The organism is Labrys sp. LIt4 (assembly GCF_017813775.1).
Taxonomy (GTDB): domain Bacteria; phylum Pseudomonadota; class Alphaproteobacteria; order Rhizobiales; family Labraceae; genus Labrys; species Labrys okinawensis_A.
On record NZ_JAGIPY010000006.1, the window covers coordinates 46,800 to 66,002 of the forward strand.

A 19,203-nucleotide genomic window follows, 5' to 3' on the forward strand; every position below is an offset into this window, starting at 1 on the left:
GAAGACATCATGGCCCGCAATAAAGTCATCATCACCTGCGCCGTAACCGGCGCCATCCACACGCCCTCGATGTCGCCGCATCTGCCGGTGACGCCGGAAGAGATCGCCGATGCGGCCGTCGGCGCCGCCGAAGCCGGCGCGGCGATCGTGCACCTGCATGCCCGCAATCCGGTGACCGGCGAGCCGGACCAGACGCCGGAGGCCTTCGCCAGGTTCCTGCCCCAGATCAAGCAGCGTTCGAACTGCGTCATCAACCTGACCACCGGCGGCGCCCCGACCATGAGCATCGAGGAGCGTGTGCGGCCGGCGGCGACCTTCGCGCCGGAAGTCGCCTCGCTCAATCTCGGCTCCATGAATTTCGGCCTGTTCGGCATGCTCGATCGCTTCACCGATCTCAAGCACGAATGGGAACGCACCTATCTGGCCAATAAGGACATCATTTTCCGCAATACTTTCGGACAGATCGAGCACATCCTCACGACCTGCGCCGGCAATGACACGCGCTTCGAGTTCGAGTGCTACGACACGGCCCATCTCTACAATCTCAAATATTTCTTCGATCGCGGCCTGGTTAAGGCTCCGCTGTTCATCCAGACCGTGTTCGGCCTGCAGGGGGGCATAGGCGGTTACCCCGACGACGTCCTGCATATGAAGCGCACGGCCGACCGCCTGTTCGGCGACCAGTATCGCTGGTCCGTCCTCGGGGCCGGGCGCAACCAGTTCAACATTGCGGCGATGGCGGCGGCGATGGGCGGCAATGTCCGCGTCGGGCTGGAGGATTCGCTCTGGAACGGCCCCGGCGTGCTCGCTCGTTCTAACGCGGAGCAGGTCGCAAGGGTCCGCCAGATCATCGAGGGGCTCGGCCTCGCCGTGGCTACACCGGACGAAGCCCGCGAAATGCTGGGCCTGAAAGGCGGCCATGCCGTGAATTTTTGAGCCCTCGCTCAGGGCGGCAGCCGCGAGGCTGAAAACAAGAACGGTTGAAGGAGAGGGAACGAGCATGCGCATCGAAGTCTTGCTGGATGTGAAGACCACCTTGGGGGAGGGGCCGCTCTGGGATGTCGACCAGCAGCGCCTCTACTGGATCGACAGTTTCGACGGGCGCGTCTTCCGCGCCACCGCGGACGGCCGGGAGCTTCGGGCTTGGGACGTGCCGCAGAAGATCGGCTCCATGGCGTTGCGCAAGGACGGCTCGGGCGCCGTCGTCTCGCTGGCGCGCGGCTTCCACCTCCTCGACTTCAAGACGGGGAACGTCGAACTCATCCACGATCCCGAACCGGACCTGCCCAACAACCGCATCAATGACGGCAAGGTCGACAAGCGCGGCCGCTTCGTCGCCGGCTCCATGGACACGATGGAGGAGGGGCCGAACGGGGCGCTCTACAGCCTGTCGACCGATTTCAAGGTGACAAAGCTCGATTCCGGCATCATCTGCTCGAACGGGCCATGCTGGAGCCCTGATGGTAACATCTTCTATTTCACCGACACCTGGTCCGGCGAAATCTCGGCCTATGACTATGACCAGGATACGGGCAGCGTGTCGAACAAGCGGACCTTCGCCAAGGTCGACGGCTCGGGGGGCGGCGCGGCCGACGGCTCGACGGTGGACGCCGAGGGCTGCCTGTGGAATGCCCTGGTCTATGACGGCAAACTTGTGCGCTACCGCCCCGACGGCTCCGTCGACCGGGTGATCGAGATGCCCGTCAAGAAGGTGACCAGCGTGATGTTCGGCGGGCCCGATCTCGATGTGCTCTATGTGACTTCGATGGCAAAACCCCCGCTGCCACGCTTCCCCGGTGATGGCGTGCTGCGAGGAAGCCTCTTCGCAATCCATGATCTCGGCATCCGGGGCGTTCCGGAGCCTCGTTTCGGCGGATGAGAAAGCTAAAGAAACGGCAAGGCACCAGAGTACTTCCTGAAATTTCCATCGCAGGAATTGCCGGAGCCCCCGCCGCCGGCTGAAGTTAAGGATGAGAATGATCTCGTGCCGCCAAGTGGCCGAATGGGTCGCCCACCCTGCCGCGCCGGCCAACCACTCCGCGGGACCTGTGGTCCGTTCGGCGTTCAGGTGAGAAAAGGACCCCTTCTTGATATTTTGCAAAAAATATTTTATATCAATTGGTTATTGAATATTCTTACACTAATATCTTATCGATCTAAGCTGCTTTGTCAGGAAGAGCTCGCGATCCGCTCTCCCCTCGTACCGTAAGCGGGACCCCCGTCTCTTCCGGCCGCAAATCGCTGCAGCCGGAAGAGCGGGTAGTCCCTTACATGGACGGGTGCGCGGATAGTTCGCGTGAAAACGCGAACTATCCGCTGATCAGGGTCCTATTCCACGATCTGGACGATCCGCCGGGTACCGGGATCGACTAGCACCACCTCGTCATTGACGACCGTATATTTGTAGCGGACTTCTCCGTAGGCCGCTGGTACGTCGTAATATTCGACACCTTCCTCGGGCAGGACGACGCCTACATTGAGGGGCTCCTCATAACGGTAGGAAGGAATATGCCGCTCGATCACATATTTACGGAAGCGGGGGCGCTGCTCGATCCCAAGCAATCCGTTGATACCGCCTGTCACCGCGCCGACCGTGCCGCCGACGATACCGCCGACCGGGCCAGCTTTCTCATTGCCGCTTTCCGCCCCTTCCTGGGCTCCACCCATCACGCCTTGCGCGTGGGCAGCGGCCGGCAGCCACAGCGCCACCAAAGATATGCCAACCAAGTTCATTACCCTGCTTTTCATGGCCTTTCTCCGTGGTTGTCGAGTGTACCCACTCCAGATATGAGCGATACAACAACCCATGGATGCAATTGTTCCACGGTAGTTTGCTGAAAATAGGAATTACGGCAATTGCCTTCAAATTATCCCTGAGTTCGCATTAAGGACACATTTGTGATCAATCTGTGATGCTTCCGATATGCCGATAATTTGTGAATATACTGAGATATATAGGTAGATAATTCTTATTCTGACATCGGCGGGCCGTGTCCCAATTGCCGTTCGGATTCGCTATGGCGCAGACGACGGATCCCTTGTTTCGTATGTGCGAAATCGCACATCCTCCGCATAAAATTACCTCTATGGCTTCAGGAATTTTTAGAGACCGGCGATAAAGGCGGTCTGATATAAGGTAATATGGTAATGGGCGCTGCAACTCTTCCCCACATCTATCGTAGCGTCGACATCGATCGCTTTCCGAAACCGCCGCGCAATGAGGCGCAGCGCCTGGAGGCTCTCGCCGTCACCGCCCGGGTCGCGACAATCCCGGTCGTCCTCATCAGCGCCGCCGCGCTGATCCGGGATTGCCTGGCACGCTGCCTCGCCGCCCCCGATTTGAATTACACCTTGCACGGCTATGCCTCGGTTGACGAATGGCATCCGGCGGACCTTGCCGTTCCGATGACGATATTGCTGTGTGCAACCGGGGACAGGGCGACGGAACGGGCTATTTGCGACGACATCGCCAAATTGAAAGCCAAGGCTCCCGCCAGCCGGATCATCGTACTCTCCGATGCCGAGGACGCCGTTCTGGTGCGCCGGGCTGTCGAACAGGGAGCTCAGGGCTTCGTCGGCATGACTTTCAATCTCGACATGGCTGCTGCCGCCATCCGCCTGGTTCAGGCGGGGGAGAGGTTCGTCCCCGTCACCAGCCTCCTGGCCGCACAGGCTGCTCCTGTGCCGGCTTCCGACAAGGGGGCGCTCTGCCAGGCTCTCACCCAGAGGCAGCTCGACGTCATCGATCGCTTGCGCCGCGGCGAGTCCAACAAGATCATCGCCTACAAGCTCGATATGAGCGAGAGCACGGTGAAGATTCACATCCGCAACATCATGCGTAAGATCAAGGCGCGCAATCGTACGGAGGTGGCGATCCTGACCAAGGACCTGTTCGACTGAGCGCGCAGCGGAGCTTGAGGCAGCACGCATTCATGCCTGCTTGCCTCGGCATCAGCTTCGACAGCCGGTGGTCACGGGCGACCGCGTCAAATCGCAAAACGTCGAGCCTCTCCTAGGCGAGCCTTTTATGTGTCGCGGCGTGCCGGGAACATGGCGCCGCCATCGGGCGTTATGGCCCTGTGTGGTGAAGGGTATCCACCATCACCCTCACGGATGACCAGAACGGAGAATATGATGGCCGACTCGATCTCCCCGGACGATGTGCGCAAGGAACTGGAAAAGCAGATTGCCGACCTTCGGAAGGAAATCAGTGCGCTCGGCAAATCGATCGCGGATCGCAGCGCCGAGACGTTGGAGCGTACACGCGAAGCAGCCTCCGAGGCCGTGGATCGGGCCAAGGGACAGACGAGAGCATCCTTCCAGCAAGCCCGCGAGCAGGCGCACGCCGTGAGCGACGCGGTGAGGGAACATCCCGGTACGGCCGCGACGATATTGTCTTCGGCGGGTGTTGTCGGATTCGTAATTGGGCTCTTCGTCGGTGCAAACCTGCTCGGGAATGAGCGGCGCTAGCTCTGTCGAGCAGGCGCTGACACCGACACGGTGTTCCGAGGCGGTTTCCAGCCGGGTGCGCTCACTTGTCGACCAAGGCAAAGCGCAGCCTGGCTGGTTCGCCTGCAGCATTCGGCCAGCCCAGGGTCGAACTGGCAAAGGCGTACAGAAGAGCCGCCAGCCGGGCGCACGCCTCGGAGTTGGCGACGCTTGTACTGCCAGCTTCACCCACGCCGGGACCAAACCGCACCTGGCACTGATACTGTTCCAAGCCGCCGTCGAGCATCCTGACGCTCAGTCTGCTCCTGGGCAACAGGCAGCGCCGGAGTTTCTCGACGGCGTCGATGGAAGCTGTCAAAGGATCGGGCTCGCCGCAATGCGAGCCATCAGCGGACGATAGGCGATGGTCGGGCAGGACGACCAGCCAGTCGGCGAACATGCGCCCGTCGAGATAGCGAAGACTGAGGCAGATGTCGCGATCGAGCCATGAATCGCTGCCATTCAGCCGACTGGCCCTGTCGGCAAACGAAAAAAGAGCGCGTACGTCATAGGCTTGCATCAGAATGGCACCTCGATCTTTGTCGAGGGCAAAACGGCGTCGGCCGCCAAAGGTTTCCTGCTGCGACCAAGTGGAGCAGCGCGGCGGAGCGAGCTTTACAGTGCCGGGAACCATGCGCCCGGTTCGCAGGTTCAGCGCTATAGCGTTTTGCGATTTGGCGGAATTACCGGAATCGCAAACACGCGTTTTCGTCTCAATGCGTTTTGCTCCAGGACGGCTCGATATCGAGACCGTGGCACTCGGGCAGGATCTGCGGCGTGAAAGGGGAGGACATTATGCGCGGTCTTGGCTTTCTGGCTTCATTCGCAGGACTGGTCACTATTGCCAAGCTGCTGGATGAAAATCACCAATTGCGCCAGGAAGTGGAGGTGCTGAAAGCAGCCGTCCGACGCCGGGACAGGGCAGTCCAGTCCGACGAACCTTGGGACGCAGTCGATGAAGCGAGCGACGAGTCGTTCCCGGCCAGCGATCCTCCGGCCTTCACCGCGCGTCGCAGGACCTGACGATGCCAGTGCCGACGCGTCCACCTAGAGCAAAGCGTGTTCAAGCGTGAACGCTAATTTGCTCTAACTCATTGTTCTGACGCGTCTTTGCGATTCTAGGTGACTCCGTCTAATCGCAAAACGCTATAGTCGCAAGGTGCCCTGGCGATCAGGATCCGGGCGGCGAGGATTGCCACGCTTCCAGTCAGCCGCGCGGCGAGCGGTCCGTTTGGCGCAAGACGTTCGAAGGTAACGCGGCGGTGGCGGCCGCCATTTGATGCGCAGGTCCATCACCCCGACCGCCAGAAGGATAGCGGCCGGACCGGCGGCGTTCAGGCAGCAACGTGTACTTAACCACGAACCCGTCCGGAAAGGCCGCAGGCGCCGGTCGGTTGGTTCCGGCTTCGGGCATGTGGCGCCAGCAGAAGAGCTGATTGTCTGCCACGGCGAGAACCGCCAGGCACCGGCCAGCAGAACGGTCAGCGCCGCGGCGAGAGGGACGGACATCGGGGTCTCGCCCATGCCGGCCATGGCGAGCGCGCATGCCAAAGGTCGCGGCGGCCGTGGCCAATGCCAAGGCGAGGCCCAGACAGCCCGTGAAGGCAAGCCGGGAGGACCATTTGGTACTGGCATTTGGCACGCCGTCCCATGCCCTGTCGGCGTGAATGAGGCTCATGACGGATCTCACGGCATTCTCGATACGCGTTGGCGTTTGTGCTAGTGCGGGATCACCGGATGGTGGGAGTGACAAGTTTGGCGGGATTCGAATGGACTCGCTGATGACGGCCGCGGCCCGTGCGCTTGCCGCCGGCGATCCGCTCGGTGCCCTGAACCGGGTTGCGCTGCGTGACGATGCACCGGCCTTGGCCCTGCGCGGCATCGCGATGGCGCAGCTCGGTGACCTCGACCGTGCCCGAGCCCTGATCCGAGCTGCGGCGCGCGCCTTCGGCGTCAGGCAGGCCGTGGCGCGTGCAAGATGCGTCGTCGCCGAGGCCGAAATTGCTTTCGTCTCGCGTGACCTCGGCTGGCCGGCCAAGGCCCTGCATGCAGCGCGCACGACGCTGGAACAGCACGGCGACCGGGTGAATGCCGCTCATGCCAGATATCTCGAAGCCCGGCGCCTGCTGCTGATCGGGCGCCTGGACGCCGCCGAGGGAGAACTTGCCGATTTCGAGCCCGCATCCCTGCCGCCGGCCTTGAGGACGGCGCATGACCTGGTGGTTGCCGGCATTGCCATGCGCCGTCTGCGGATCCGACAGGCCCGTACGGCACTGACGCGGGCCCGGCTGGCAGCGCGCCAGTCTGGAATCCCGGCGCTGGCGGCGGAGGTCGAAAGCGCCACGCTGATCCTGGATACGCCGGCCGCCCGCCTGGTCGCGGGCGGCAGCGAACGCCCGGTAATGCTGGAAGAAGTCGAGGCTTTGCAGACGTCGAAGGCCCTTGTGATCGATGCTTGCCGTCATATCGTACGCGACGCGGAGAAAGAGGCTTCGCTCGCCCGGCGGCCGGTGCTGTTTGCCCTCGTCAGGGCCCTTGGCGAGGTCTGGCCAGGCGATATGTCGCGAGACGAACTGGTGGCGCGTGCCTTCGGAGCCAAGTCGGCCGACGAGTCCCATCGTGCCCGCTTGCGGGTCGAGATGGGCCGCCTGCGCGCCACGCTGCGGGGACTGGCTACCGTCGACGCGACCAGCCGCGGCTTCCTGCTGGTGCCGAGGCGCGCCGGCGAGGTCCTGGTGCTGGCCCGCCCGGTCGAGGAGAAATATGCGGCGGTGCTGGCATTTCTCTCCGATGGCGAAGCCTGGTCCAGTTCGGCTCTGGCGCTTGCACTCGGGGCCAGTCAGCGTACCGTGCAGCGGGCTCTGGACGAACTCGCCTTCGCTGCCAAAGTGCAGTTCTTCGGGCGGGGGAGGGCACGGCGCTGGGTAACGCCACCGGTGCCGAGTTTCGCGACAACCTTGTTACTCCCGCCGCCGCTGCCATGAAGCTAAAGACTCTCATGGACCAAGGATAGGGTATGCCGCATGAAACGGACATCTGCAGAAATCCTTCGTGAATATGGCCCCTTCACCGGTGTCGAAGCCGTGCACGGGGTCAGCTACGATGGCGAGAATGTCTGGTTTGCCTCCGGCGACAAGCTGAACGCGCTCGATCCGGACAGCGGCAGAACGGTAAGGTCCCTCGACGTCGCCGCACATGCCGGCACTGCCTTTGATGGCAAGCACCTGTTCCAGATTGCGGAGGATCGCATCCAGAAGATCGATCCGGCCACCGGTACGGTGCTCGCCAGCATTCCAGCACCCGGAGGCGGCAAGGATTCGGGCCTGGCCTGGGCCGAAGGCGCTCTGTGGGTCGGCCAATATCAGGACCGCAAGATTCACCAGATCGATCCCGAGACCGGAGCCACGCTGCGCACCATCGAATCCAACCGCTTCGTCACCGGTGTGACCTGGGTGGATGGAGAGCTCTGGCACGCCACCTGGGAAAACGACGAGAGCGAATTGCGGCATGTCGACCCGGTTACCGGAACGGTCCTCGACAGCATCGAGATGCCGGCCGGCCTGTTCGTCTCCGGGCTCGAATCCGACGGGCGCGACCGTTTCTTCTGCGGCGGCGGCGAAAGCGGAAAGGTCCGCGCCGTCCGCCGGCCGGCCAAGGCGAAGCCCGTTCGGAGCTAACGCCCGTGTGCTCAGACAAGTACCGGCCGGCCGGGCCGAAACAGGTCCGAGAGAATGTCGAGCGCCTGGCCGAGCTGAGCGATCGTAGGAGCGCCGAGGCTTATCCGTACCCCGCCTTCCGGTGCTGAGGGATCGGCCATCGCTGCGCGTGCCGGCATCAGGGCGACCCCGCGCAGCGCTGCACGGGCGACGAAGCGGTCCGCCGCCTCGGTCGCCATAGGCAGCCAGGCATGAAAACCGCCATTGACCTTGAGCCCCGCCTGCTTGGGCAGGCGTTCGGCGGCGAGCGCCGAGCGCCGGACGGCATCAGCTCGGATCGACGAGGCGACGGCTTCGGCGGTCCCGCCCGTCAGCCATATCCTCATGATCTCGCCCTGGAGAGCCGAGGCCATGGTGCAACTCGCCTGCAGCCTCGCCTCCGCCTCGGCCACGCAATCGGGCGGGACGACGAGCGCACCCATGCGAAGCCCGGGGCTCAGGGCCTTGGAGAGACCGGCGACATGGAAGGTGCGTTCAGGCGCAAGGGAGGCTAGGGGGCGGACGCCCGGCGGCGCGAAAATGCCGTAGACGTCGTCCTCGATGATGATGACGTCGTGGGCATGGCAGAGGCGGGCCACGGCCTGGCGGCGTTCGGCGCTCATCGTCGCGGTCGTCGGATTGTGGAGGGTCGGCGTCACATAGAGCACCCGGCGCTGGCCATGATCGGCGCCGAGCGCCTCGGCCAGGGCATCGGTCGTAAGGCCCTCTTCGTCCATGGCGAGGCCGACTATCTCGAGACCGGCCTGCCGCGCCACCAACAGGGCGCCTGGATAGGTCAGTGCCTCGGTCAGCAGACGGGTTCCCGGCGGGCAGGCCATGGTCAGCGCAATGGCGAGCGCGTGCTGGGCACCATGAGTCAGCAATGTGCGGTCCGGCTCGGCGTCGACGCCCCGTCCGGCCAGCCAGCGCGCCATCAGGCGGCGATGCTCCGGTTGTCCTGCAGGATGGGAATAAGCACCGAAAGTTTCGGCATCGAGGCGTTTTGCCAGTATCGCCAATGTCGCCTGCAGCAGTCTGTCGCTCAGCATCTGCGGCGGGGCATTGATGCCGAGGTCGATGCTCCCGGTCCCCATCGTCGAGGTGCCTGCCACGAACATTCCCCGGCCGTGGAGGGATCTCACCAGACCGCGTTGCTCCAGTCTGGCATAGGCCTTGGTGACGGTGCCGACTCCGATGCCGAGGCGCCAGGCGAGATCACGATGGGCCGGCAGCCGGTCGCCCGGGCCGATCAGGCCTGCGGCGATGTCGTCGGCAAGCGCCCCGGCAAGCCGTTCGAATGGCGGTTCGTCGCCTGGCGCCAGGCGTGGCGCCCAGGGGGATGCAAGCTTCACGGCGAACTCGTTAATTGTGTCACATGACACTATTGCTTCTTCTAAAATAGTGTCACGCCTCTATGATCCCGTCAATTCCCCGCCGAACCGACGGCCTGCCATGACATCCGACCTGCCGACCGCCTTTGTCCTCTATGCCTTCGTCACATCGATCACGCCCGGTCCGAACAACACGATGCTGCTGGCCTCCGGAGCCAATTACGGCCTCAAGGCCACAATGCCTCATCTCCTCGGCATCAATCTGGGTTTCTGCGTCCTGGTCCTCGCGGCCGGGTTCGGCATAGGCGGCCTGTTCGCCGCCGTCCCGCTCCTTCACACGCTGCTTCGCTATGGAGGCGCGGCCTACCTTCTCTATCTTGCCTGGAAGATCGCCAGGGCAGGTGGACCGGAATCCGACGGTGGCCGAGACCGTCCGATGAGCTTTTTCCAGGCGGCAGCCTTTCAATGGGTCAATCCAAAGGCGTGGATCATGGCGATCGGCGCGATCGCCGCCTATACGCCGGCCAACGGTTTCTTCGGCAATGTCCTGATGGTAGCGGCCATCTACGTTCTGGCCAACGCCCCCTGCCTGCTGGTTTGGGCGACGGTGGGGACCGCTTTGCGCGGCTTCCTGTCGGAACCTGTGCGATTGCGCATCTTCAATGTGGTGATGGCTCTGGCGCTGGTCGCATCGCTCTATCCGATCCTGGCTGAAGCGGGCAACTGATCGACAAGCGTATCGCGACCTCTTTCTAGAGATCGAAGGTGAGATAATAGGTCACGAAGGAGAACAGCAAGGCAAGCAGCACACTTTCGAGCATCGGCTTTTGTTCCGGTGAAAGGAACTGTCAGCATGCTCGCGTCGCCTTAACCTGCGATTTCCATTTGTTTCGCCGTGATGGCGTAATCGCGGCATTTCGGGGCCTCTCATCCTGAGCGGCCGCCATAGCCGGCGTCACCCCGATCTTCAGCGGCTTGAAACCGAGCGGCTGCGCGCCTCCGGCAGCGCGGTCCGCCAGTAGAAAACGCCGTGGAAGCTCGCGCTCCACGGCGTAAGGGACCAATGGCCGATGCGGCCGGGTGGAAGAGCTTGCGGTCTTCCACCGCTCAGCAGGTCTTTCTATTGAGCGTCGATGCGCTGGCCGATATGAGCGATGGCCTGCTGATAGACGGAGGCGGCATTCCAGGCCTGGATGGCCGCGAAATTCGGCTCGCCCGGCTGATAGCCCTGGCCGGCGCTCCAGCCATGGGCCTTCAGATAGTTGGCGGTCGAATCGAGGGCGCCTGCCGCCGTATCGAGATTGCCGATGCCATATTGCAGCACGGTCTTGGGCATGAACTGGGTCTGGCCGACTTCGCCATGCATGGAACCGCGGGTCTGCGCCGTGAAGCGGCCGCTGTCGACCAGCTTGAGGGCGGCATAGAGCTGGTCGGTGAAGAATTCAGGCCGGCGGCAGTCATAGGCGAGCGTTGCCACGGAGGAGAGCATGTTCTGGTTGCCCTTGACGGCACCAAAGCCCGACTCCATGCCCCAGATCGCCAGCAGCGGTCCGGGCGGCACGCCGTAGCGGCGCTCGATATTGCTAAACAGTGCGGCCTGGGATTTCTTGAGCTGGCGGCCGCGCGCGATGATCGTGTTGCCGCCGCGCTTGGCAAGGAACTGGTCCAGGGACAGCCGGAAGCTCTTCAGCCCACGGTCGGCGTTGATGGTGGCTGTGGCGTAGTGGGTGCTCATCAGCGCGGCGATGCCGGCCTGGCCGACGCCCTTGGCGCGTGCCTCGGCGGCAAATTCCTGCTTCCATGCTTCATAGCCGGATGCATTCTTGCCGCATTGGGCAGCGTGGGCTCCGCCTGAAAGCTGGAACAGGCTCAAGACCGCTCCGGCCAGTGCCGCTACATGTATCCTCGTGCTCATTCAAATCCCTTTTTTGAGAACATCCAGGCTGCCGGCGACTACAGCAGTGACGCCGGATCAAGTCAATCGATGCAGAACGGTGCCCACATCATGCTTTCGATTTTGGGTTTACAAAGCAGGCAGGAAGCTTGTGCCTGCCGTCGCCGAATGAGAATTGGGCAAGCGTAGTTGCACCTCCGCACGCTTCTGCGGCGGGCGACCTCGCCGAGGGAGAAGGTGACTTGACGCAAAAATCGTCCCACCGCGATCAATCGCCAGTCCCCGACATTGGCAATTCTCCATAACCCTTTGTTCCGACGATATTTCCTATGATGGAGATGCGTGCCAACTTTTCTGAAAAATGTACTAAGTTGCAGCTATGCCGGATGTGTTCAGTCTTCAGCGAATCGAGACGTTCAGACAGGAGGTCAAAAAAAGTCGCTTTCTGGCGACAGCCGCTCCCGTGTCGGGAGAGGAGGCTGCCAAGGCCTTCATCAGGAATCATTCCGACGTAGCGGCCAATCACAATTGCTGGGCCTGGCGGGTCGGCCCCCTCTACCGCTTCAGCGACGATGGCGAGCCAAGCGGAACCGCGGGCAAGCCGATCCTGCAGGCGATCGACGGCCAGGCCTTGGATGGCGTCGCCGTCGTGGTTACACGCTGGTTCGGCGGCATCCTGCTTGGCAGCGGCGGCTTGATCCGCGCCTACGGCGGCACGGCAGCCGCCTGCCTCCGCGCTGCCGAGAAGTTGCCGATCGTCACCCGGATCGAGGTGCGCATCGGTTGCGCCTTTGCCGACCTTGCGCTGGTGCAGGCCCGGCTGTCGGCCCACGAGGCGGTGCAGATCCTGACGCAGCGCTATAACGCAACGGGAAGCGAGTTCGTCGCCGCGATCCGCGAACAGGACTTGGCCGATGTCCGGCAGATGGTCGCCGACGTCACGAGCGGTCGCGCGGTCATGTCCATCCCGAAGCGAAACGAAGCTTCCTGGAGCGAAGCGCGTTGAGATGGAAACGCTGCATTGCTCTCACTCTTCAATTGAACGCGTCTTTGCGGTTCTGGCGATATCGCCAAATCGTAAAACGCTTTAGCTCGGGTCTGCCTCCCGCCCCCCGGTCTTGCGCCCTCTTCCGCCCCTTTCCTTGCTGGGTTCGGCCGGGCTTTCCCGTTCGACGTCCACGGACAGTTTTTGGTAGACGCCGAGGCCCACGATCATGGCGGTGCCGCCGAACAGCAGGAGTGCCGGATAGAGCAATTGCTCCGGGCTTTGCTTGGCGACCTTGAACACCGTCACCAAAGCCTCGAGGAAAACCGCGATCACGATGGCCGACATGAACTTCGTCAGACTGCGGCGGGCCTCCACGGCATTGCGCATTTCACGGGTACGCAGCGCCTCCTCTTCGAGGAAATAGCGCGCGACGTCGAAGACCGCGATGCCAACCACCACAAAGCCGATTGAATCGAGCAGGGTATTGTCGAACTGGCCGTCGTAATAAGCGGCATGAAAGACCCGAAATCCGGCAATCGCGACAAGACCGCCTGCCAATACCATCAGGCAGATGCTGGCTACGGTAAAAACCACCCGGGATACGACTTCCATGCGCCTCCTGCTAAATCTGGCCAATCAGGCCGGGCGGCTGCCAGCCCCCCGAAATCAGCCCCCGTCGCCACGAGCCAAGGCGATGCGCACGGGCAGGACAAGGGCTCGGCTACCGTTTCGTTGGTCAGGGCGGGAAACCGGAAAAACCATCCCTGTTCCCTCTACTGCCGGGTCCGGTTGACACGTGCGCATCTTGCAATTCAACGCCGACCGGCTCCGATCGTTCCCGAACGGGTGCAACCGATCCCTCGTGCAATTGCCGGCTGATTGCTCAGCCGGCAACCTTGCGGTCGCTCGCTTCAATCGGCGACCAGGAACCAGGAGCGGCGGGCGAAGGTGAGGCCCACCGTGTAGATACAGAACGCGGCCACGGCGGTCGCCGGCGCCGACAGTTCCGCATAGGCTCCGCCGAACAGATGCAGGACGATGCCGATGGCCGCTCCGGCGAACCAGGCCACCAGGCCGAGCGGGTTGAAGGCGGGCACGTGGCTGGAGCGATATTCGATCGTATCGCCGGCCAGGCGCCTGTAGCGGTCGCTGAGGATATGGGCCATCGCCACGGCAACCCAGGCCACCACGAAGATGCCCTGATAGGCGAGGGCCTGGAGCAGATAGGCAAAGACATCGGCCAGCATTAGGAGATAAACGATCACGCCGACGACGACGGCCCAGCCGATGCGCCCGAAAGGAAGCTTGCCGAAGAGCTGGACCAGGGCTTCCATGTTGACGGCGGCGAGATAGTAGTTGGCCGTGTTGATGCGCGTCTGCGTGACCCAGACGAAAAGCAGGCCCCAGACGCCCATCAGCTTCAGCAAGGCGAGCAGGACGGTCACCTCGCTGACCGTACCGAGATCGGGGACGGTGCCGATCATGAACATGCCGAACAGGCCGCTGACCAGGAACACCATGACATAGAAGGGCATGCCGAAATTGAAGAAGGCGTGATAGCCCGCGTCCTCCTCGCGGCCGAAACGGGCATAGTCGAAGGTGAACATCATCAGCACCCACACGCCCATATAATAGACGAAGCACGACCACCAGCCATTCGCCGGCGGGCCGCCGGCCGGGCCGAGATTGAGCCATTTGTCGCTATAGCCATATTCGGCCACGGCCAGACCGACAGCGACCACCAGCCCGAGGATGTAGAAGGGCAGCAGCACGCCGTTGAACTTGTCGAGCCAGGTCTGGATGCTGCCGAAGATCAGCGGCACCGAATAGAGCACCACGATCAGGGCTGCGATCGCGTAGGACACGGACGGAAAGATGGTGTGAATGCCGACCGCGATGACCGATCCTTCGAACACGGCATAGTAGATGGCGGTGGCGCAGAAGATCAGGGTCGCCAGCCCCGCGCCGACATTTCCGAACAGCACGCGCGAGAACAGGGCGACGGACAGGCCGGTGCGAATGGCAAAGCGGCTGAGCACGGCGTTGATCAGGCCATAGGCGATCACCGACAGCACCATGCCGATGATGGCGTTGCGGGTACCGAAGCCGAGAGCCAGGGCGGCGCCGACGACGATGTAGAACACGGCGCTGCACACGGCCCACCAGGCCATGGTCAGGGCCATCCTGGGCATGCGGGCATCGGGCGGGACCGCCCGGTTGGAATAGTCGAGCGTATCGGCTTCGGCGGCCGCGATGGTGCCTGCCATGATGGTTCCCCTCTCATTGGTTCTGGACCGATGTCGTATTTGGATGGTGTCGTTCTGACGCTGTTCTTGGGCCGGCGGCTTTTTTTGGCCGCTTCGACCAGAGCGGATCTAGTTCGAGGCCAGTGCGGCCCGGATAGAGGTCAGCAGCGCCGCGCGCTCGGCGCGCGCCGCCAGAGCCGTGGCCATGTCGACTTCGACGAACTGCGTCGGGGTGTTGGGCTGCATCTGGCCGATGAGGTCCATGTCGGCCGAGATCACCGTCCCCAGCATGAAATAGCCGCCGCCGGATACGGCATCGCGGTGCAGGATGATCGGCTCGGTGCCGCTGGGCACCTGGATCGAGCCATAGGGATAGCAGCTGTCGACGATGTTGGAGGGATCCGACCCCGCGCCGAAAGGTGGCTCGCGTTCGACGAAGTGCAGGGGGCGGCCGCCACGGAAGCGATAGCCCATGCGGTCGGCTTCCGGCGCGACCTTCCACTGGTCCTCGAAGAAAGCGCGTCCCGACTGCTCCTGGATGCGGTGCCAATAGAGGCCTGGCAGGACCCGAAGCTGCGCGGGCGCGCCGGGACGACGGCGCAAGGCTTCGGGCACGCTGCGCCCTTCCTTGGCGGTGCCCGCTTCGCCGATGGCGAGTTCGTCGCCCTTGGCCAGGGCACGCCCCTTATGGCCGCCGAGCGCGCCGATCACATAGGTCGAGCGGCTGCCGAGCGCCAGGGGAACGTCGAAGCCGCCGCCAATGGCGATATAGATGCGCGCGCCCGCCTTGAGGAAACCGAAGCTGAGGGTCTGGCCCGCCCTCACGCGGAGGGCCGTCCAGGACGGCTGTTCGACCCCGTCGATCTTGATCGGCATCTCGCCCCCGGTGACCGCGATCGTCGCATCCCGGGTGAATTCGAGTTCGGGGCCGAGGAACACGGCCTCCAGGCAGGCGTCTGCCTCGTCATTACCGACCAGGAGATTGGCGGCACGCAAGGCCAGCCGGTCCATCGCCCCGCCCACGGGGATGCCGAGATGGAAATAACCCGGCCTGCCGAGATCCTGGACAGTGGTGGAAAGGCCAGGATTGAGGACCCTAACGCCCATGGATCATGCCCTCCAGCTTGGCGTTGTAGCCATCGATGTCCTTTTGGAATTCCCTGAGGTCGAAGGTGACCTCGTGCATCTCAGGCGCATAGTGGCCGGTGGCGACGTCGCCTGCGATCGCATCATGTTCATCACGCCCGATCGGCTTGAACTTGACGATGTCGCCGGGCCGGAAAAACACCATGAAGTCGCGGAGATAGCCGGTCTTCTGCTCGGGATCGAAGATCGGCATCGGCGTGATGCCGAACATCTGGTAGCCGCCGGCGCCGCGCACCGAATAGATGCAGGAAAAACAGCCGCCATGGCCGACCGTCAGTTTCGGGGTGTCGGTGCGGGGCCTGAGATATTTGGGGACCTGGAGCTGTCTCCGCCGCTCGACCATCTGGTACATGAAGGGCAGGCCGGCGACGAAGCCGACCATCGAGACGAACCAGGGCGAGCCGCTATGGGCGGCGACGAAATCCTCGACCGAGGCGAGATCGTTGATACGGGCGGCATATTCGAGATCGGTGGCCGCGGGGTCCTGGTGGCGCTCGCGAAACCGCATCAGGGTCTCATGCGTCCAGGGATCCTGATAGAACACCGGTATTTCGATGATGCGAGTGCCGATCACCGGCTCGGATTTCGCGGCGGCCGTCTCGATGGCCTTCACTTCGGCCAGGATGTCGTCCGGCTTGATGCGGTCGGGATCGAAGCGGATCTGGAAGGAGGCATTGGCCGGGCAGATCTCGGTGACGCCGGCAATGCCGGCCTCCCTGATGGCGCGGGTCATCGACAGGCTCTTGAAGAAGGCCTCCAGCGACATGCTCTCGTCGCATTCGACGAACAGGTGCTCGTCGCCGCCAAAGGAATATCGGCTTTTCATCGGGCGGCCTCCTTCGCCGGTTCGGCTGGCGGCGGCGCAAAACGGTTCTCCAGCCAGCCCTCGAGAAAGCGTGTGTGGAAACGCCCCGCTGCGACATCGATGTCGGCGGCCAGGGCCTCGTGCAGGGGAATGGTGGTGGGGATGCCCTCGATCTTCAGGGCGGCCAGCGCCCGCCTGAGCGTCGCCAGGCAGGCCGCGCGGGTCTCGCCATGGACGACGAGCTTGGCCAACAGGGAGTCATAGAAGGGCGGCACCGCATAGCCCTCGAAGAGCATGGTGTCGAAACGGATGTCACTCGCCTTGGGGACCGACAGTGCCGTGACCACACCCGGCCAGGGCATGAAGTTCTTGAACGGGTCTTCGGCGTTGATGCGGCACTCGATGGCATGGCCGGTGACGGCGATGTCCGCCTGGCGAATGGAGAGCGGCTCGCCGCCGGCGATGCGCAGCATTTCCTGGACCAGGTCCAGACCGGTGATCATCTCCGTTACCGGATGCTCGACCTGTATGCGCGTGTTGACTTCGATGAAGTAGAAGTCCTGGCTGGCCTCGTCATAGAGATATTCCACCGTGCCGGCGCCGCTATAGCCGACCGAGCGGGCGAGAGCGACGGCACTCTGGCACAAGCGTTCACGCACCTCAGGCGACAGGCCCACGGCCGGAGCTTCCTCCCACACCTTCTGACGCCGGCGCTGCAGCGAGCATTCGCGCTCGAAACAATGCACGAAGTTCCTGCCGTCGCCGAGGATCTGCACCTCGACATGGCGCGCCTTTTCGATGGCCTTCTCGACATAGAGACCGCCATCGCCGAAGGCCGCCGCCGCTTCGGCGGAGGCCTGGGGGAACTGCCGGCGAAACGAATCCCAATCGGCGGCGACACGGATGCCGCGCCCGCCACCGCCGGCCGCGGCCTTGATCATCACCGGAAAGCCGATGTGCGCGACGATTGCCTCGGCCTCTTCGAGGTCCGAGACGCGCCCGCCACTGCCCGGCACGGTGGGCACGCCCGCCTTCTCGGCTTCCGCGCGCGCGGCGACCTTGTCGCCGAGCAGGCGGATGGCGGAGCCTGCGGGACCGACGAATTTCATGCCCGCCGCTACGACGGCATTGGCGAAATCGGCATTCTCGGCGAGGAAGCCATAGCCCGGATGCACGGCATCGACCTTGGCCGCTTTGGCGGCAGCGAGCACTGCCTCGATGTCGAGATAGGATTTCTTTGCCGCCGGAGGCCCGATTTCGATCGCCTCATCGGCGAGCCGCACGGCGAGGGAGTCCTTGTCCGCGGCGCTGTAGACCTGCACCGTGCGCAGTCCCAAGGCCCTGGCCGCGCGATTGATGCGCACGGCGATCTCGCCGCGATTGGCGATAAGAACGGAGCGGATATTCATGCCTCCACCTCGGCGAGAGCCTGGCCGGCCATCACGGCGTCGCCGTCATCGACGAGGAATTTGATATTGGCGCCGCCGATGCCGGCATGGACCTCGTGGAAGGATTTCATCACCTCGACAAGGCCGATGACATCGGCTGCGGCGACGCTCTCGCCATCTTCCTTGAAGGCCGGGCTGTCAGGGGAGGGGCGTCTGTAGAAGACCCCGGGCAAGGGTGACATGATCTCTAGAATTGCCATTCTCATCCCCTCGTGATGGCTTTGGACGGGTTCGCCAGCTCGCTTGCCGGCATGATCTTGATGCCCTCGGCCACCAGGGCCGCCCGCATGGCACGGACAATGGCAAGGCTGCCGGGCGTATCGGAGTGAAAGCAGATGGAGTCGAAGGCGATGTCGATGTCGTCGCCTTCGACGGTGCGCACCCGCTGTTCCCGGCAGGCGCGCACCACCTTGTCGGCGATCGCGGCGGGATCCAGCCGCCCGGTATGGCGGGTGAACACGATCGAGCCCGACCGGCCATAGTCGCGATCGGCATAGAATTCACGGATCACCGGCTGGCCGGCTTCGACGGCGACGCGATGGGTCAGCGAGACATCCATGCAATAGATGAAGGCGTTGGGGGCGGTGGCCTGCATCGCATGGACGAAGCAACGCGACAGGTCCTCGTTGGCCGCCAGTTCCATATAGAGGGCACCATGCGGCTTCACATGCTGCAGGCTGGCGCCATGGCGCCGGGCGAACTCCCGCAGCGCCCCGGTCTGGTAGACGATATCGTTGACGATCTCTTCGGCCGCGCCCTCGATGCGGCGGCGACCGAAGCCTTGGAGATCACGATAGCCGGGATGGGCGCCGATGCCGACGCCGTGCTGGGCCGCCAGCCGGACGGTGGCGTCCATCAGCGAGGGATCGCCCGCATGAAAGCCCGTGGCTATGTTGGCGGAACTGATGAGCTCCATCAGGGCGGTGTCGTCCGCCTCCGCGAGGCGCCATTGGCCGAAGCCTTCGCCCATGTCGCAATTGATGTCGACCGCAGCCAGCGCCAAGCCAGCCTCCCTCTGTGAGATTCATCCTGCGCCGGCATGCTGCCGGTCTTGCTGTGACGTTAAGGCGAGATGAGTTGATTGAAAAATTCTATATTTAGATGCCTGATATCTGATTTTCAGAAACGGGGAGTTTCTCTGTTTTGCTCGGATTTGTAGAAC

21 protein-coding genes are annotated in these 19,203 nt (G+C 63.3%); 10 read left to right on the top strand and 11 right to left on the bottom strand.

Annotation, left to right across the window (positions count from 1 at the left end; all coding sequences use genetic code 11):
- The first annotated feature begins 9 nt into the window (after window positions 1–9).
- Window positions 10–936, top strand: a complete 927-nt coding sequence (locus J8I29_RS13225) for a 3-keto-5-aminohexanoate cleavage protein (RefSeq protein ID WP_209431997.1) — start codon at window positions 10–12, stop codon at window positions 934–936.
- Window positions 937–1,000: 64 nt separating this feature from the next.
- Complete coding sequence (locus tag J8I29_RS13230; protein WP_209431998.1) at window positions 1,001–1,879, top strand: SMP-30/gluconolactonase/LRE family protein; 879 nt, start codon at window positions 1,001–1,003, stop codon at window positions 1,877–1,879.
- 449 nt (window positions 1,880–2,328) lie between these two features.
- On the opposite strand, the gene J8I29_RS13235 is transcribed toward J8I29_RS13230, so the two are convergent.
- The gene (locus J8I29_RS13235) at window positions 2,329–2,748 is read right to left on the bottom strand and encodes a DUF1236 domain-containing protein (protein WP_105860401.1); all 420 of its coding nucleotides are present in this window, start codon (window positions 2,746–2,748) and stop codon (window positions 2,329–2,331) included.
- 399 nt (window positions 2,749–3,147) lie between these two features.
- Here J8I29_RS13235 and J8I29_RS13240 point away from each other — a divergent pair, with 399 nt between their 5' ends.
- Complete coding sequence (locus J8I29_RS13240; RefSeq protein ID WP_209431999.1) at window positions 3,148–3,900, top strand: response regulator transcription factor; 753 nt, start codon at window positions 3,148–3,150, stop codon at window positions 3,898–3,900.
- A gap of 234 nt (window positions 3,901–4,134) precedes the next feature.
- Window positions 4,135–4,470, top strand: coding sequence for a DUF883 family protein (locus tag J8I29_RS13245; protein ID WP_209432000.1), 336 nt, complete (start codon window positions 4,135–4,137; stop codon window positions 4,468–4,470).
- 61 nt (window positions 4,471–4,531) lie between these two features.
- Here the strand turns inward: J8I29_RS13245 and J8I29_RS13250 are convergent, their stop codons facing one another.
- A complete protein-coding gene (locus J8I29_RS13250; RefSeq protein WP_209432001.1) occupies window positions 4,532–5,122 on the bottom strand; it encodes a hypothetical protein in 591 nt (196 codons plus the stop codon).
- A gap of 161 nt (window positions 5,123–5,283) precedes the next feature.
- On the opposite strand from J8I29_RS13250, the gene J8I29_RS13255 reads away from it, so the two are divergent.
- The 4 genes from J8I29_RS13255 (at window position 5,284) to J8I29_RS13265 (ending at window position 8,165) form a co-directional block, all read left to right on the top strand.
- Window positions 5,284–5,511, top strand: a complete 228-nt coding sequence (locus J8I29_RS13255) for a hypothetical protein (protein WP_209432002.1) — start codon at window positions 5,284–5,286, stop codon at window positions 5,509–5,511.
- Between the two features lie 521 nt (window positions 5,512–6,032).
- The gene (locus J8I29_RS30295; RefSeq protein WP_280870408.1) at window positions 6,033–6,155 is read left to right on the top strand and encodes a hypothetical protein; all 123 of its coding nucleotides are present in this window, start codon (window positions 6,033–6,035) and stop codon (window positions 6,153–6,155) included.
- 102 nt (window positions 6,156–6,257) lie between these two features.
- Window positions 6,258–7,472, top strand: a complete 1,215-nt coding sequence (locus J8I29_RS13260) for a helix-turn-helix domain-containing protein (protein WP_209432003.1) — start codon at window positions 6,258–6,260, stop codon at window positions 7,470–7,472.
- A 39-nt stretch (window positions 7,473–7,511) separates the two neighbouring features.
- Complete coding sequence (locus J8I29_RS13265; protein ID WP_105860406.1) at window positions 7,512–8,165, top strand: glutaminyl-peptide cyclotransferase; 654 nt, start codon at window positions 7,512–7,514, stop codon at window positions 8,163–8,165.
- An 11-nt stretch (window positions 8,166–8,176) separates the two neighbouring features.
- Here the strand turns inward: J8I29_RS13265 and J8I29_RS13270 are convergent, their stop codons facing one another.
- Window positions 8,177–9,535 carry a PLP-dependent aminotransferase family protein gene (locus J8I29_RS13270; RefSeq protein WP_209432004.1) on the bottom strand — a complete coding sequence of 453 codons (1,359 nt, stop codon included), beginning with the start codon at window positions 9,533–9,535 and terminating at the stop codon, window positions 8,177–8,179.
- A gap of 100 nt (window positions 9,536–9,635) precedes the next feature.
- On the opposite strand from J8I29_RS13270, the gene J8I29_RS13275 reads away from it, so the two are divergent.
- Window positions 9,636–10,241 (top strand): LysE family translocator, encoded by a 606-nt coding sequence (locus J8I29_RS13275; RefSeq protein WP_209432005.1) that lies wholly within the window; start codon window positions 9,636–9,638, stop codon window positions 10,239–10,241.
- Between the two features lie 393 nt (window positions 10,242–10,634).
- On the opposite strand, the gene J8I29_RS13280 is transcribed toward J8I29_RS13275, so the two are convergent.
- The gene (locus tag J8I29_RS13280; RefSeq protein ID WP_209432006.1) at window positions 10,635–11,429 is read right to left on the bottom strand and encodes a lytic transglycosylase domain-containing protein; all 795 of its coding nucleotides are present in this window, start codon (window positions 11,427–11,429) and stop codon (window positions 10,635–10,637) included.
- Between the two features lie 367 nt (window positions 11,430–11,796).
- Between J8I29_RS13280 and J8I29_RS13285 the strand changes: the two genes are divergently transcribed.
- Window positions 11,797–12,414, top strand: a complete 618-nt coding sequence (locus J8I29_RS13285) for a YigZ family protein (protein WP_209432188.1) — start codon at window positions 11,797–11,799, stop codon at window positions 12,412–12,414.
- Window positions 12,415–12,495: 81 nt separating this feature from the next.
- Here the strand turns inward: J8I29_RS13285 and J8I29_RS13290 are convergent, their stop codons facing one another.
- The 7 genes from J8I29_RS13290 to J8I29_RS13320 form a co-directional block, all read right to left on the bottom strand.
- Window positions 12,496–13,008, bottom strand: a complete 513-nt coding sequence (locus J8I29_RS13290; RefSeq protein ID WP_209432007.1) for a GNAT family acetyltransferase — start codon at window positions 13,006–13,008, stop codon at window positions 12,496–12,498.
- Between the two features lie 299 nt (window positions 13,009–13,307).
- Complete coding sequence (locus tag J8I29_RS13295; RefSeq protein ID WP_105860411.1) at window positions 13,308–14,663, bottom strand: allantoin permease; 1,356 nt, start codon at window positions 14,661–14,663, stop codon at window positions 13,308–13,310.
- Between the two features lie 108 nt (window positions 14,664–14,771).
- Window positions 14,772–15,749, bottom strand: a complete 978-nt coding sequence (locus J8I29_RS13300; protein WP_209432008.1) for a biotin-dependent carboxyltransferase family protein — start codon at window positions 15,747–15,749, stop codon at window positions 14,772–14,774.
- Window positions 15,739–16,614 carry an allophanate hydrolase subunit 1 gene (locus J8I29_RS13305; protein ID WP_209432009.1) on the bottom strand — a complete coding sequence of 292 codons (876 nt, stop codon included), beginning with the start codon at window positions 16,612–16,614 and terminating at the stop codon, window positions 15,739–15,741. Before J8I29_RS13305 ends, J8I29_RS13300 begins: the two co-directional genes overlap by 11 nt.
- Window positions 16,611–18,002, bottom strand: coding sequence for an acetyl-CoA carboxylase biotin carboxylase subunit (locus J8I29_RS13310; protein ID WP_209432010.1), 1,392 nt, complete (start codon window positions 18,000–18,002; stop codon window positions 16,611–16,613). Before J8I29_RS13310 ends, J8I29_RS13305 begins: the two co-directional genes overlap by 4 nt.
- Window positions 17,999–18,241 carry an acetyl-CoA carboxylase gene (locus J8I29_RS13315; RefSeq protein WP_105860415.1) on the bottom strand — a complete coding sequence of 81 codons (243 nt, stop codon included), beginning with the start codon at window positions 18,239–18,241 and terminating at the stop codon, window positions 17,999–18,001. Before J8I29_RS13315 ends, J8I29_RS13310 begins: the two co-directional genes overlap by 4 nt.
- 2 nt (window positions 18,242–18,243) lie before the next feature.
- The gene (locus J8I29_RS13320; RefSeq protein WP_209432011.1) at window positions 18,244–19,044 is read right to left on the bottom strand and encodes a 5-oxoprolinase subunit PxpA; all 801 of its coding nucleotides are present in this window, start codon (window positions 19,042–19,044) and stop codon (window positions 18,244–18,246) included.
- Between the last annotated feature and the right edge of the window lie 159 nt (window positions 19,045–19,203).